Below are 14,454 nucleotides of genomic sequence, written 5' to 3'. Positions count from 1 at the left end.
CAGAATGCGCCGTCGGCATCGACTGCGCTAGGCTGGCGGTCCCGTTGCCGCGCGTTGGATGCTCATGCCGAAACGCTCGTCCCCGGCCGACACCGGCAACGGCCCTGGTGCGGACCTGCGCGGTATCGGCCGCCTGACCATCGACGCGATCACCGGGGTGGTCGACCTGGTCGAATCCGTCCACGCCACCATCGTCGCTTTGCCGGGCCCGTTCGGCGCGCCGGTGCGCGATCCGACCCGTGGCATCAGCGGATTGGTTTATCGCAGCGTGCGCGGCATCGCCCGTTTCGTCGGCGACGGCCTCGACCTGGCACTCGCGCAGTTCGCGCCGTTGCTGGACCGGATCGACTCGCTACCGCAGCGCGACGGCGTGATCTCCGCGCTCAACGGCGTGCTCGGCGATCATCTGGCCGCGACCGCCAACCCGCTGGCGATCCGCATGCGTGTGCGCTGCGACGGCACGCCCTTGCGGCTGGGGCGCAAGGCCTTGGCCGCAGCCTGTCCGCAGGCCACCGGAAAACTGTTGGTGATGGTGCACGGCCTGTGCATGAACGACCTGCAATGGCGTTGGAACGGCCACGACCATGCCGCGGCATTGGCGCGCGATGCCGGTTGGACGCCGGTCTATCTGCATTACAACAGCGGCCGCCACATCTCCAGCAACGGCCGCGAGTTCGCTGCGCGCCTGGAGCGCCTGTTGCGCGAGTGGCCGGTGCCGGTGGAGCGCTTGTCCATCGTCGGCCACAGCATGGGCGGCCTGGTCGCGCGCAGCGCCTGCCATGCCGCCGCCGGCGCCGGGCTGCGCTGGCCGGAGCGGCTCGACAGCCTGATTTTTCTCGGCACGCCGCATCACGGTGCGCCGCTCGAACGCGCCGGCAGTTGGTTCGACATGCTGATCGGACGCAGCCCCTACACCGCGCCGTTCGCACGGCTCGGCAAGATCCGCAGCGCCGGCATCCAGGACCTGCGCCACGGCAACCTGCTCGACGCGGATTGGGGCAAGCCCAGGCACGAGGGCGACGGACGCCGCGATGCGCGCACGCCGGTGCCGCTACCCGCGCACGTGCGCAGTTACGCGGTGGCGGTTTCGACCGACAAGAACGCTGCGGCGAAGGACGCGGGCATCGACAGGCTCAGCGGCGACGGCCTGGTGCCGGTCGCCAGCGCGCTGGGGCATCATCCCGACCCGGCCTTCGACCTGCGCATTCCCAAGTCGCGGCAATGGGTCGGCCATGGCCTGCATCATCTCGACCTGCTCGGCGACCCGCAGGTCTACGAGCGCATCCGGCGCTGGCTGGAGTGAGGCGGTCGAGGCCGGAGCGGGGCAGACGAATCCATCATCGGGCCGGCAGCGGCCGCCGGAGGTTGCAGTGGTAGACATATCGCGGGAAACGATCGAACAGACCAACACGCGCTTGCTGGTCGTGACCAAGCAGGCGCGTCTGCAGGTCTACCCGGGCACCTACGCTTTTTTAGAGTTCCCATTGGCCGACTTCCCGGGCGCGGTGCGTGCCGATGCCTTGGCCCTGGTGCGCGACGATGAAGTCTGGAGTCAGCTGGTGCCCTGCACAGACCCCGCCGAGGATCTGTTCGCCTTGTTCCGCTTTCATTTTCCGAGCCGCGTCGACAACAGCGGTTTCGTCGGCTGGCTGGCTTCGCGGCTCAAGCGCAAATTCGGCACCGGCGTGTTCGTGACCTGCGGGCAGAACCGCCGCGACGGCGGCATCTTCGATTACTGGGGTGTGCCGGTGGCGGTCGCGGCGGAGATCGCGGCCGAACTCGATGCCCTGGTGTCGCCGGAGAAGATGGCCCTGGCGCCGTGACGGCGACGGCCGCGGACGTCATCGCCCGGGCCGCCCCGACATGCTGCCGACGGCAGCCGCCCGATCGCGTGCCTGTGGCCGCGGCGGCGGTTGGCTATGCTGTCGGCCCACATAACGCTTCAGGATCGTCATGGCACAAGGTCGTGCAAGTTTTCTCAAAATCCTTCCGCTGATCATCGTCGGCGCCATCGTCGGCCGGGTTATGGCTTCGATGGCGAGCGGCTCGAACTTCTTCAATTGGCTGATCGGCCTGCTGGTCCTCGGCTTCGTGGTCTATCTGATCTGGTTGTTCGCGTTCAAGAACCAGGCCACCCGCAAGGCGACGCCGGCGGAAACCGCGGCGGCACTGAATTTCCAGCCCGAGCCCGGCAAGGGCGTGATCTATCTCTACCGCAAGCAGTTCGTCGCGGTGTTGGTTGGCATGGACGTGGTGCTCGACGGCCAGCCGATCGGCCAGACCCGCGGTTACTGCTTCTATCGACTGGTGCTCGAGCCGGGCCAGCACGTGCTCAGCGGCGACGGCAAATGCAAGGAACCGCTGAGCTTCGAGGTAGCGGCCGGCGAGGTGGCCTACATCGAGAAGGAAATCCTCATGGGTGCGTTCAAGGGCGGCTATCACTACCGCCGCAACGCCGACGTGGCGGCGGCGCAGACCGCGATCCGCAGCTGCAAGCTGCTGTTGCCCAAGGGCTGATCTGTCGTCCGCGATCCGGCGATTCGCACGGATCGGACGGCGCAGCGATCAAGCCGGCGCCGCCGCGGACGCCGCAGCGGCGCCGGTTCCGAATCCGGTTCCGAATCCGGTTCCGTATCCGTATCCGTATCCGAATCCGGTTCCGTATCCGTATCCGAATCCGAATCCGAATCCGAATCCGAATCCGAATCCGAATCCGTATCCGTATCCGTATCCGTATCCGAATCCGTATCCGTATCCGTATCCGAATCCGAATCCGTATCCGTATCCGTCAGTCTTGGCTGGCCTGCGACTCGCCTAGGTGGCGGCCCAGGAAGCTGCGGATGCGCAGGGCGATCGGCTGCGCGTCTTCTTCGAGGGCGAAATGCCCGGTATCGAACAGATGCACCTCGGCCTTCGGCAAGTCGCGCTGGTAGGCGTGGGCGCCGGCGCTGAGGAAGATCGGATCGTTCTTGCCCCACAGCACCAGCATCGGCGGCTGACGCTCGCGGAAATAGGCCTGCCATTGCGGGTACTTGCCGGGATTGGAGCCGTAGTCGTAGAGCAGACGCAGCTGTATGTCCTGCACGCCCGGCCGGTCGAGCAAGGCCTGGTCGAGCAGCCAGTTCTCCGGTGCGATCGCCGACGGGTCGCGCACGCCTTCGAGGTAATGCCATTTCGTCGAGGCCAGGCTCAGCAGTTTTTCCGCGAGCAAGTTCGAGCGCTGTGGGGTGGGCTCCTTCCAATAAGCGCGCAACGGATCCCACAACGTACCCATGCCTTCGTCATAGGCATTGCCGTTCTGCACGATCAGCGTCTGGATACGTTCCGGATGCTCGACGGCTAGGCGAAAGCCGACCGGCGCGCCGTAGTCGAAGAGGTAGAGGCTGTAGCGCTGGATCTTGAGTGCCTGCAGCAAGCGGTCGACGCTCTGCGCCAGCCGATCGAAGCTGTAGTCGTACTCGGCCGGCGAGGGCGTGGCGCTGGCGCCGAAGCCGGGGTAGTCCGGCGCGATGACCCGATAGCGATCGGCGAGCAGCGGCATCAGCTCGCGGAACATGTGCGAGGAACTCGGCAGGCCGTGCAGCAGCACGATGACCGGTGCGTCCTTGGGGCCGGCCTCGCGATAGAACAGTTCGGTGCCGTCGACGGCGATATGGTGATGGGTGGTCATTGGACGCTCGGCGATGGGCGGCAGAGTCTCCGCAATGGCGGAAGCCTCGGCCGAGAGGGGGAGGAACGAAAGTGCGGCGCCCGCGAGGGCGGCGCTCAGCAGGGCGACGGACAATCGAAGCATGACGGTTCTCGGTAGAGTGGGGGAGATCGTTGCGATCGCAAGGACCGGCGGATCCAAACGAGGGTGGGGTGCCGCGGCGACGCGCTAGAGATCCAGCGCCAGATGTTCGGAATGCGCCCGCGAGACACAAATGCACATCAAGGAGGCACGCTCTTTTTCGGCGGCGCTGAGGGCGTTGTCGCGATGCTCGGGTACTCCGTCGAGCACCTTGATCGCGCAAGTGCCGCAATTGCCCACCCTGCAGTCCGATGGCGTGCTCACCCCGGCCTGCAACAGCGCATCGAGGATGGTTTGTGTGCCGGCGACGCGGATCCGCCGCTCGGAACGGCGTAACTCGACCTCGATGGCGCGGTCGTCGGGCCGGGCGGCCGCATCGAAACGTTCGATCCGCACCTGGTCGCTCATTCCGAGCGTAGCCGCGGTCGCGTTGAGCTCATCGATCAGGCGTGCGGGGCCGCAGGCATAGACGAGCGTATCCGCTGCCGCAGCCGACAACAGCCGGTGCAGGTCGAGACGCCGCCCTTGATCGGCCGGATACAAAGTGAGCCGTTCGCCGAACTCGGCCTGCAAGGCCTCCAGGAACGGCAGTTCGCGCAGGCCGCGGCCGGCATAGTGGATCTGAAACGGCTGTCCGCGCCGCGCCAGCGTGTGCGCCATGGCCTTGATCGGGGTGATGCCGATGCCGCCGGCGATCAGGACCACGGGGCGCGCGTCTTCGCTCAGCGCGAAATCGTTGCGCGCGGGCTCGCAACGCAGGCGCAGCCCCAGCTCGAATCCCGCGTGCAGGGCTTTCGACGCGCCGCGCCCGGCGTCTTCGCGCAGCACCGCGATCTCGTAGGCATCGCGCCGCGAAGGGTCGGAACTGATCGAGTAATGGCGCAGCTCGGTCTTGCCGTCCAACTGCACCGGCACGCGCAGATGCGCGCCGGCGGCGACCGCCGGCAAGGCATCGCCTTGCGGATGGCGCAGTTCGTAGGCCCGCACCCGTGCGGTGAGTTGCCTGACGCCGGCGACGACCAGTTCCAGCGGGCCCTCGCCCCAGACTGCGGCCTCGGCGGCGCGCGGTTTTTCCTCCGGCGGCGGCGCCGGCCGTGTCGGCGCGATGCGTTCGATCTCGGCCTCGGTGTAGCGCGGGGTGATGTGTTGCGGGCAATTCCAGTCGCAGGCTTCGACCTCGATGACGATGCCGCGTTCGACCCGGGCGCGGTATGCGGGCACTTCCAGCCGTGCGATCAGGGCGGCGTCGCTGCTTTCGTCGACGATGCGCGCGCGGCCCCAGATCTTGAGCCGGCGCCGATTCGGGTAGTCCATCAGGATCAGCGAAATGCGGCCGTCGGCGGCGAGGTTGCCGACGCTGAGGTATTGGCGGTTGCCGCGGAAATCGGCGAAGCCGATCGTCTTGGCATCGAGCACCTTGAGGAAGCCCGCCGGGCCGCCGCGATGCTGAACATAGGGCCAGCCGGTTTCGGACACGGTCGCCTGATAGAAGCTGTCGCGTTCGGCGATGAATTCGGCCTCGCGCTCGCCGATCGAGTCGCGCGCATCCTCGGCCAGCTCGAAGGCGCGATTGGCCTCGCGGCTGCCGTGGCGTTGCTGCGCTTCTTTGACGCTGGGGGTGAAGGTTATATCGGCGAATGCGCGGCTCATGGCGTGCTCCAGCCGGCGGCGACGCTGCGCCGCCGGCCCTGGTTCTGGTGATCGTGGTGGCGCGCGGCCTGGGGGCCGCCGCTCAGGCGGCCAAGGCTACCTTGGGGAAGTCGATTTCGACCCGGCTGGCCTTGCCGAGGATGTTGGTCAGCAGGTTCATGCCGACGTGGGTGATGATCTCGACGATGTCGGCATCGCTGAAGCCGGCCTCGCGCACTTCGACGATCTCGGCGCTGGTGACTTCGCCCTGGTGCTCCACCAGCGAGCGGGCGAACTTCACCGCGATCGCGGCCTTGGCGTCCTGGCTGCCGCCGGCGCGGTTGGCGGCGATCTCGTCGCCGTTCAAACCGGCGTTGCGGCCCAGGGCGGTGTGGGCGGACAGGCAGTACTCGCAGGCGTTCTGCTGGGCCAGGGCCAGGGCGATGCGTTCGCGGGTCTGGAGGTCGAGGCTGCCCTCCTTGGCGATGCCGTGCAGGCCGAGGAAGGCGCGCAGGGCGGCCGGCGAGTTGGCGAATACCTTGAGGAAATTCGGCACCGTGCCGAGTTCGCGTTGGATGGCGTCCAGCAACTGCTGTTGTTCGGTGTCGGCGGTGTTGCGGTCGATGACGGCGATGCGGCTCATGGGGGTGTCCAGTGTCGATAAGGAAGGGGAGTGATCCGGTCCGGCGAGGCCTGGTATCGGTTGCTGTGGGCTTCGGCGTGGCGACACTGTCCGCCATTTCGCTTGCCATAAGAATCACCGGGTCGCAAAATTCATTATTGCGATTACAGGAATAATCCAGATGGATCGACTGCACCTGATGACGGTGTTCGTCGCGGTCGCCGAAGAGGAAAGCTTCGCCCGCGCCGCCCGCAAGCTAGGCCTGTCGCCGCCGGCGGTGACGCGGGCGATCGCCGGCCTGGAAGAACGGCTTGCGGTGAAGTTGCTCGATCGCACCACCCGCTTCGTCCGCGCCACCGAAGCGGGGCAGCGCTATCTCGACGATGCGCGCCGGATCCTGGCCGAGGTCGACGAAGCCGATGAAGCCGCCGCCGGCATCAACGCCGAACCGCGCGGGCATCTGGCCGTTACCGCGCCGGTCCAATTCGGCAAGTTGTTCGTGCTGCCGATCGTGGTCGAGTACCTGCAGCGCTATCCCGCGACCCAGGTGTCGGCGCTGTTTCTCGATCGCGTGGCCAATCTGATCGAAGAGGGGCTGGACGTCGGCGTGCGCATCGGCGCGCTGCCCGATTCGAGCCTGCAGGCCATCCAGGTGGCGCAGGTGCGCAGGCTGTTGTGCGCATCGCCGGAGTATCTGCGCCGTCAAGGTTTGCCGAAGACTCCCGCCGACCTGGTTCGGCACGACATCATTTCCGCGCTCGGCATCAGCCCGTCCACCGAATGGAAGTTCGGCGACGGCCGCAAGGCTTTATCGGTGCGGATAAAGCCTCGCCTGATCGTTACCACCAACGATGCGGCGATCGAGGCGGCGGTGCGGGGTTTCGGCATCACCCGGCTGCTGTCCTACCAGGTGGCGCCGCACCTCGCTTCCGGGCAATTGAAGATCGTCTTGGGCGAGTACGGGCATTCGTCGCTGCCCGTGCACGTGCTGCATCGCGAAGGGCGTTACGCCTCGCCTAAGGTTCGCACCTTCGTCGACCTGGTGGTCGCGCAACTGCGCGGGAATAGCGCGTTGAATTGAGCTGCGGCTGCGGCGGCCGGCATGCGCAGAAACACCAGAACTTGCGGTTCGCCGGTATTTTGGGCCGGCAGGCCGGCAGGCCGGGAGGAGCCAGGAACTACTGCTCGCCTGATTCACGGTGTCGATGCAAACGACGGCGATCGCCCTCCCGTGTCATGCAGAGAATGGAGGCGGCCAGACCCGGTCGGGCCGCCTCTTCGGTCAAGGCGTCGCGAGCGGGATCTGCCAACCCTGTTCGCAGCGTTGCAGGGTCAGGTGATAGTCGGAACCGGCCCCCGCGGCGCGCAGGCACAGGCCCGACGGGACGCCGCGGAATTCGCTGCCGACCCGGTTCCACTGTTGATTGGCGCCGCCGTGGCAGGTGTAGACGTAGATCGGCGTGCCTGCCGTGGTGCCGCCGTTGTAGGCGTCGATGCATAGATTCGAGGCGGTGCGCAGTGTTTTGTCCGCGCCATAGACCCAGGCTTGGTTATCCAGGCCATGACAACTGGCGAGGATGGGCTGGACGCCGCTTTGGTAGGTGTAGGCATCGAGGCATTGATTGCCGGAATGCACGATCGGGCCGCGCGGCGAGTTGCCGATCGCGTGCTGATGCACGCTGCCCGTCGGGGTCTGGTCGATGCGGCCGCTACAGGCCGGGATACTCGTGGTCGTGATGCTGGCCATGGCCGTACCGCCGTTGCCGGACGGCAGCAGAAACTCGGCGCGGCTATAGGGTTGGTTGTAGCAACTCACCGACGGCGAGCTCCACTCGAAATATTCCACCCAGTTCACCATGCCTTTCGGGGAAATCTGGGTCGCATCGGTAAGCACGCTGCCGAGCTTGAACGAGGTGCCGTCGGTTAGGTCGTTGATGGTGACGCCGAACCAGCCGCCGCCTTCCTGTTCGATATGGAATTGAAAGGTATGGTCCTGCTTCCACGCGCGCTTGATGTAACAGCTGTAGCCGGCTCCGAACTCGTCGAAGGGACCGCAGACCGTGCCGGGGCTGCCCACTTTCGCGGCGGTCGCCGCCCAGATCGAGAACAGGAAGTAGCCGTCGGTGCCCGACAACCGCTGCATGCCCGTATAGCCGCCGGCACGGGAGCCGACGAGTCCGAACTGATTGCTCCAGAACACGTTGGAACGAGGGCCGGGGTCGGACTTCACCGTGATGGCGAAATCGACCGAATCCAGCCCAGTGACGATGGGGTCGAACTTGTAGTTCGTATAGCCGCCAGGTGCGGCGGCGGGGACCTGCAAGGGCAGCAATGCCAACAGCAGCAGCGCTCCCCAGCGTTGTAACGGCTTGACGATCTTCATTGCTCTTACTCCGATGCTGTAGCAGTACTCGCGCCGTGGCGTTCGCCGTCCATGCAGGCCGCTCAGGCTGGCGCGTAAGTCATGAGCGGGTCTTTGGTTTGCTTGCGTCGGCATTCGCTCCCGGCGCGGCCGGGCGCGTTCGTGCGATGCCCGGCCAGACAGCCAGGAGCCGGCCGCTCAGGGCGCGGGCTTGGGAATCTGCCAGTTCTGGTTCGTTTGCGCGGTGCAGGCCTGGATCGTGAGTTGCGCGGCGGCGCCCGCCGAGGTCAGGCACAGGCCGGACAGATCGTTGCGCAGTTGGTTGCCGACCCGATTCCACTGTTGGTTACGGCCGGCATGGCAACTGAAGACGATCACCGGCGAGCCATGCGCGGTCTGGCCGTTGGCCACATCCAGGCACAGGTTGGAGCGCAGCCGCAGCGTGCGATCGACGCCGTGTACCCAGGCCTGGTTGTCGCCGCCGTGGCAAGCGAAGCTTTGCGCAGGGACGTTGCTGGTCGTCGCGCCGCCTTTGGCATCCAGGCACAGGCCGCCGGTATCGGTCACCGCGCCGCGCGGCGAGTTGCCGATGGCGTGGTGGTGCACGGTGCCAATCGGCAGCGTGTCGATGCGGCCGTAACAGCCCGGAACATTTTTGCGCGAGATGCTGGCGACGCGAGGAGAAGCGGTGCCGGTGTTGCCGATCGGCAACAGGAATTCCGCGCGGCTATAGGGTTGGTTGTAGCAATTCGACTCCGGCCAGTTCCACTCCCAGTATTCGACCCAGTTGGTCATGTTCTTCGGTGAGATCTGGGTGGCCGCTGTGAGCACGCTGCCGATCTTCACCGAAGCGCCCGTGGTCAGGTCGGTGACGGTGACGCCGAACCAGCCGCCGCCTTCGTGTGCGAGGTGGAACTGGTAGGTGTGGTCGACCTTCCAGTCGTAAACCATGTGGCAGCTGTAGCCGGTGCCGAACTCGTCGAACGGGCCGCAACTGCTGCCCGGGCTGCCGACCCGGCCTGCGGTCGCGCCCCAGATCGAAAGCAGGAGATAGCCGCCGAGTTGGGAGTGGCGTTGCATGCCGGTATAGCCGCCGGGATAGCCGACGAGCCAGAACTGATTGGCCCAGAACACGTTGGCCCGAGGGCCGGGATCGGATTCCACCGTGATGCCGTAATTCATCGAATCGAACCCGGTGATGGCGGGGTCGAACTCGTAGTAGGTGTAGCCACCCGGTGCGGCGGCCATGACCTGGAGGGGTAGCAGTGCCAACAGCAGCAGCGCTCCCCAGCGTCGCAGCGACTTGACGATCTTCATGACTCTTACTCCGAGGCTGTAGCGGTGGCGCCACGATGTTCGCGATCCATGCAGGCCCGCCCAGGCTGGCGCGAAACTCAGGAGCGGGTTGTTCTTCATTGCGGCCGGACTCGCATGCGGGACGGTTGGGGCGCGCTCATGTCGCACCGAGTGCGCTGGCGCTGCGTATGCATTAGGCGAGTGAGGGGGCGGTGTCGGTCTTGATATCGGCGCACCCGATTCGTGCGCGATGCACGAGTCCTTGAGTTGCGTGAATGACTGCGCGCCGCCTACGGCGTCGGTAATGAAAGCGAGCATCGCCTGCTGCACTCCTGTCGCGGAGGGTGTGCTTGCTCGCTCTATGCTCGGAGGTTCGACGAGGGGCCGCAGGAGGGCCCGGTGCCGTATCGGTGGAGCTTGTGGCGATAGCACATGAATCGTTGCGGCGAATGTAGCTAACTTTCTTGAGATTTATTTAGAATTTATTGTTATGTGTTTTTCCGGATGCCCGAGTCATCAAGCTTAAACATGCCGCGGGCATCGCAGCGCCGGGGTGCGGCCGTTTTGAAAGCTGGAATCGCAAGTATTTCCCGGTGTTTTTTTCGATTTTCCGATGAGCGGCATGGCGTTTCCGATCGAATTCGGAAGCTGGTTATGTGCTGCGAAGTACACACTCTGAAGTGTGGGCGAAGAGCCAGGTGGCCGAATTCCGGCCGTGTAAATAAAAAACATGGCCCGGCGATGGGCGGCTTTGCATCGATGCGCTCGGCGCATCGGATTTGGCCCGGTCTCAGCCGGGCACTCGCCAGCGATGCAAGGCATCGACGAGTTCCTCGTGGCGCGAATGGCGGTAACGCCTCGCCTTGGGGATTTGCTTCCGCGCCGGCCACATAGCGGCGAGCTGCGGGTAAATCCCCTAGCGCAGTTGCAACGCTGCTCAGCCCAACGATGCAGGCGCCCGCCCCCCTTTGCAAAGGGAGCGGATTAAAAAGGAGAGGCTTACGAAAAGGCGGGTTGTGTAAGTCCGGTAGGCCGTCGACGGAAGCCCGCGCCTCAGAAGCGTTCGCCGACCGGCAGGTAACGCCATTCGCCGACCGGCATCTTGCTCAACGAGATGCGGCCGATGCGCAGGCGGCGGATCGAGACCACCTCGAACCCGACCTGGCGGCACATGTCGCGCAACTGCCCGGGCTGTACGTCCTTGATCGCGAAGCGCAGGCGGGTTTCGTTCTGCCAGCTGACCTTGCACGGCCGCAGCGCGCGGCCCTGGTAGCTCAGGCCGTGGGCGAGCTTCTGCATGCCGTAGGGCAGCAGGTCGCCGGCCACTTCGACGACGAACTCCTGTTCGATCTGGGCGTAGTCCTCGGTCAGGCGGCGCCAGACGCGGCCGTCCTGGGTCAACACGACCAGCCCGCTGGCGTCGCGGTCGAGCGGGACCAGCGGGGTCAGGCGATGGAAATGGCGCTTGAGCAGGCGCACCTCGGACAGGTCGCCGGGCGCATGGCTGGCCGGCGTGACCAGGCTGGCGGCGTCCTTGAGGTCCAGGCCGGCCGGTTTGTGCAACAGCATCGTCGCCGGCTCGATGGGGTCGAGGCGGGCGTCCGCGGCCAGCTCGACGGTCTGGGTCGAGACCAGGGTCTGCGGCTCCTCGACGATTTCGCCATCCACCGACACCCAGCCGCCCTCGATGTATTGCTGGGCGTCCGTGCGCGAACAGGGGACTTGTTCGGCGAGGCGTTTGTCGAGGCGGACGGGTTCGGACATGACGGAATTCGATACTGGGGGCGCCAAGTGTAAAGATATACGCCTGTTACGCCGGGATTCCCCCTCAGCCGGCGCCGTTTCCCCCACAGGACTACATGAAGACTCCACCCGGATTGCAGGCGCTGATCGACGACGGCGTGATCGACGAGGTCATGCGCCCGCTCAAGAGCGGCAAGGAGGCCGCGGTGTACGTGGTGCGTTCCGGCGACGACGTGCGCTGTGCCAAGGTCTACAAGGACATGGCGCAACGCAGCTTCCAGCAGCGCGTGCAGTACCAGGAAGGGCGCAAGGTGCGCGGCAGCCGCGAGGCGCGCGCGATCGGCAAGGCCACCAAGTACGGGCGCAAGCAGCAGGAAACCGCCTGGAAGAACACCGAAGTCGAGGCGCTGTACCAGTTGCGCGATGCCGGCGTGCGCGTGCCCGAACCGTACGGTTATTACCACGGCGTACTGGTGATGGAACTCGTCACCGACGCCGACGGCCATTCCGCGCCGCGTCTGGGCGAGGTCGAGCTGGCGCCGGAGCAGGCCCGCGGCTTCCACCGTTTCCTGGTGCGGCAAGTGGTCAAGATGCTCTGCGTCGGCCTGATCCACGGCGACTTGTCCGAGTACAACGTCTTGGTTGCCCCGGACGGTCCGGTCATCATCGATTTCCCGCAGGTGGTCAGCGCCGCCGGCAACAACGCCGCGCGCAAGATGCTGTTGCGCGACGTCAACAACCTCACCGCCAGCCTGGGCGCCTGGGCGCCGGAGCTGCTGGACACCTGGTACGCCGAGGAAATGTGGGCCCTGTTCGAAGCCGGCGACTTGCGTCCCGACAGCGAACTGACAGGCGTGTTCGTGCACGACGAGTCCGCGGTCGACCTCGACAGCGTCCGCCACGCCATCAACGATGCCCGCGACGAAGCGCTGATCCGCCAGCAGGGCCGCGAAGCCGCGGCCGAAATGGACTGAGCCGGCGGCGCCGACGGCCAGGGGATCGGCCGACCGGGCTGCGTTCGCTCCCGGTCCGGCGTCCGCCGCATCCGCCCATCTGTTCGCCGATCGCCTCGCCGGTCACCGGCGCGAAGGCCGCCGTTACCGACCGTGCGCGATCCGGAGCCGGGTGTAGATTAGGGCCGCGACACTGTCGGGTCGACGCATAGTGAGACGGCGTTGGCTTTTCACGGCGGTGCGGACCAGGCGAGGTCATAGTCCGAAGGCCGGTTCAAGTCGGTCCGTCCGTTCGCAGCCGTGATGGTGGGCAGGGGCGAAGCGCGTCTCTACACTGGGGCTTCCTCCGCGACAGGCGGTCCTCACAATCACTGCCCAGATAGGTAATGCTTCATGGCATACACGGGGATCGGTCATGAATAACATCACGATTCGGCAGCGAATCATCTTGAGCTTCGCCGTGATCATCGTGGCGATGGTGGTGATGGGCGGCATCGCCCTGCAGCGGTTGCTGCACGTGCAGGCCGAAGAAAGCCGGCTGCGCGCGGACTCCATTCCCGGGCTGTACGCCTCCGGGCAGATGGAAACCGAGTGGCACGCCTACTACACCGCGATCAACGGTTTGTCCTCGGCCGACGCGAGCCAGCGCGCCGAAGCGCAGGAGCTCTTGCGCACGCGTCGGACCGCCTTCGAGCAGGCGATCGGCCGTTATCGCGCCACCGTCACCCAGACCGAGGATCGCCGCAATCTCGACGCCCTGGCCGGTTCCAGTGCGTCGCTGTTCGCCCTGCAGCCGGATTTGATCCGGGCCGGCGAGGCCGGTTCGGCGGCCTTGCAGGAGGCGATGCGCACGCGCGCCGAGCCGATCTTCGCCAAGGCGGTCGACACCATCACCCGCATCATCCAGTACAACTACAACGAGTCGGTCGAATCCGGCAACCGCATCGACGCGGCGGTGAAATCGGCCGAGCTCGGCATCGGCCTGACCTTCGTCGGCGCGGTGTTGGCGGCGGTGCTGGCCGGCTTCTTCCTATTGAAGGCGATCACCCTGCCGCTGCACCGGCTGGCGCGCGCTGCCGACGTCATGGCCAAGGGCGATTTCAGCCAGCGCCTGGGGTTCTCGCGCAGCGACGAATTCGGCACCGTGGCGCAGGGCTACGACCGCATGAGCGGCGAGCTGGCGGAACTGGTCGGGCAGATCCAGACCTCCGGCATCCAGGTCAATTCCTCGATCAACGAGATCACCGCGACCTTGCGCGAACAGCAGGCCACCGCCGCGCAGATCGCCGCGACGACCACCGAGATCGGCGCGACCTCGCGCGAAATCGCCGCGACCTCGAAGGAACTGGCGCGGACCATGGGCACGGTGGCCGGCAGCGCCGAGCAGACCGCCTCGCTGGCCGGCGATGGCCAGCACGGCGTGGCGCAGATGGAGGAGACCATGGGCCGGATGATCGACGCGACCGCGGCGATCAGCGCCAAGCTCGCGGTGCTGGCCGAGAAGGCCAGCAACATCAGCCAGGTCGTCACCACCATCACCAAGGTCGCCGACCAGACCAACCTGCTCTCGCTCAACGCCGCCATCGAGGCGGAAAAAGCCGGCGAATACGGCCGCGGTTTCTCGGTGGTGGCGGTGGAAATCCGCCGCCTCGCCGACCAGACCGCGGTGGCGACGCTCGACATCGAACAGATGGTGCGCGAGATCCAGTCGGCGGTGTCGGCCGGCGTGATGGGCATGGACAAGTTCTCCGAAGAAGTCCGCCGCGGCACCAGCGACGTGCAGCAGGTCGGCGGCCAGTTGTCGCAGGTGATCGAACATGTGCAGGCGATGGTGCCGCGCTTCGAGGTGGTGAACGAAGGCGTGCAGGCGCAGGCGGCCGGCGCGGAGCAGATCAACCTGGCCCTGGGCCAGTTGAGCGAGGCCGCGCAACAGACCGTCGACGCCTTGAAGCAGTCCAACCAGGCGATCGACGAACTGCACCAGGTCAGCGCCGGGCTGCGCGACGGAGTTTCCAAGTTCAAGTTGCTGGCGTAAGCGCCGCCGCTTCGGACAGCCAGA

Annotated in this window: 12 protein-coding genes; 6 read left to right on the top strand and 6 right to left on the bottom strand. The window is 66.1% G+C overall.

Annotated elements, in window-relative coordinates; all coding sequences use genetic code 11:
- Positions 1 to 64 precede the first annotated feature (64 nt).
- From LC490_RS15655 to LC490_RS15645, 3 genes are all read left to right on the top strand, one after another.
- On the top strand, positions 65 to 1,303 hold the full coding sequence (locus LC490_RS15655) for a GPI inositol-deacylase (RefSeq protein ID WP_223620772.1): 1,239 nt from the start codon (positions 65 to 67) through the stop codon (positions 1,301 to 1,303).
- A 67-nt stretch (positions 1,304 to 1,370) separates the two neighbouring features.
- Complete coding sequence (locus LC490_RS15650) at positions 1,371 to 1,823, top strand: DUF6196 family protein (RefSeq protein ID WP_031370079.1); 453 nt, start codon at positions 1,371 to 1,373, stop codon at positions 1,821 to 1,823.
- Between the two features lie 130 nt (positions 1,824 to 1,953).
- Complete coding sequence (locus LC490_RS15645) at positions 1,954 to 2,517, top strand: DUF2846 domain-containing protein (protein ID WP_031370078.1); 564 nt, start codon at positions 1,954 to 1,956, stop codon at positions 2,515 to 2,517.
- Between the two features lie 271 nt (positions 2,518 to 2,788).
- On the opposite strand, the gene LC490_RS15640 is transcribed toward LC490_RS15645, so the two are convergent.
- The 3 genes from LC490_RS15640 to LC490_RS15630 all read right to left on the bottom strand — a co-directional run bounded on the left by LC490_RS15640 (position 2,789) and on the right by LC490_RS15630 (position 6,062).
- The gene (locus LC490_RS15640; protein ID WP_223620771.1) at positions 2,789 to 3,793 is read right to left on the bottom strand and encodes an alpha/beta hydrolase; all 1,005 of its coding nucleotides are present in this window, start codon (positions 3,791 to 3,793) and stop codon (positions 2,789 to 2,791) included.
- Between the two features lie 84 nt (positions 3,794 to 3,877).
- The gene (locus LC490_RS15635; protein ID WP_223620770.1) at positions 3,878 to 5,440 is read right to left on the bottom strand and encodes a pyridoxamine 5'-phosphate oxidase family protein; all 1,563 of its coding nucleotides are present in this window, start codon (positions 5,438 to 5,440) and stop codon (positions 3,878 to 3,880) included.
- A gap of 82 nt (positions 5,441 to 5,522) precedes the next feature.
- Positions 5,523 to 6,062, bottom strand: a complete 540-nt coding sequence (locus LC490_RS15630) for a peroxidase-related enzyme (protein ID WP_031370075.1) — start codon at positions 6,060 to 6,062, stop codon at positions 5,523 to 5,525.
- 160 nt (positions 6,063 to 6,222) lie between these two features.
- On the opposite strand from LC490_RS15630, the gene LC490_RS15625 reads away from it, so the two are divergent.
- Positions 6,223 to 7,122, top strand: coding sequence for a LysR family transcriptional regulator (locus tag LC490_RS15625; RefSeq protein ID WP_031370074.1), 900 nt, complete (start codon positions 6,223 to 6,225; stop codon positions 7,120 to 7,122).
- A 201-nt stretch (positions 7,123 to 7,323) separates the two neighbouring features.
- Here LC490_RS15625 and LC490_RS15620 read toward each other — a convergent pair whose 3' ends face one another.
- The 3 genes from LC490_RS15620 to LC490_RS15610 form a co-directional block, all read right to left on the bottom strand.
- On the bottom strand, positions 7,324 to 8,424 hold the full coding sequence (locus tag LC490_RS15620) for a ricin-type beta-trefoil lectin domain protein (protein ID WP_051884261.1): 1,101 nt from the start codon (positions 8,422 to 8,424) through the stop codon (positions 7,324 to 7,326).
- Positions 8,425 to 8,601: 177 nt separating this feature from the next.
- Positions 8,602 to 9,720, bottom strand: a complete 1,119-nt coding sequence (locus tag LC490_RS15615; protein WP_223620769.1) for a ricin-type beta-trefoil lectin domain protein — start codon at positions 9,718 to 9,720, stop codon at positions 8,602 to 8,604.
- Positions 9,721 to 10,752: 1,032 nt separating this feature from the next.
- Positions 10,753 to 11,463 (bottom strand): rRNA pseudouridine synthase, encoded by a 711-nt coding sequence (locus LC490_RS15610; protein WP_223620768.1) that lies wholly within the window; start codon positions 11,461 to 11,463, stop codon positions 10,753 to 10,755.
- Between the two features lie 95 nt (positions 11,464 to 11,558).
- On the opposite strand from LC490_RS15610, the gene LC490_RS15605 reads away from it, so the two are divergent.
- Positions 11,559 to 12,416: a PA4780 family RIO1-like protein kinase gene (locus tag LC490_RS15605; protein WP_031370070.1), complete on the top strand. Its 858-nt coding sequence runs from the start codon at positions 11,559 to 11,561 to the stop codon at positions 12,414 to 12,416.
- Positions 12,417 to 12,810: 394 nt separating this feature from the next.
- Positions 12,811 to 14,430, top strand: a complete 1,620-nt coding sequence (locus LC490_RS15600; protein WP_031370069.1) for a methyl-accepting chemotaxis protein — start codon at positions 12,811 to 12,813, stop codon at positions 14,428 to 14,430.
- Positions 14,431 to 14,454 lie beyond the last annotated feature (24 nt).

The sequence above is a fragment of the Lysobacter sp. ESA13C genome (assembly GCF_019970005.1).
In the GTDB taxonomy this organism is placed as follows: domain Bacteria; phylum Pseudomonadota; class Gammaproteobacteria; order Xanthomonadales; family Xanthomonadaceae; genus Lysobacter; species Lysobacter antibioticus_B.
This window is presented reverse-complemented; position numbering and strand designations above follow the sequence as displayed.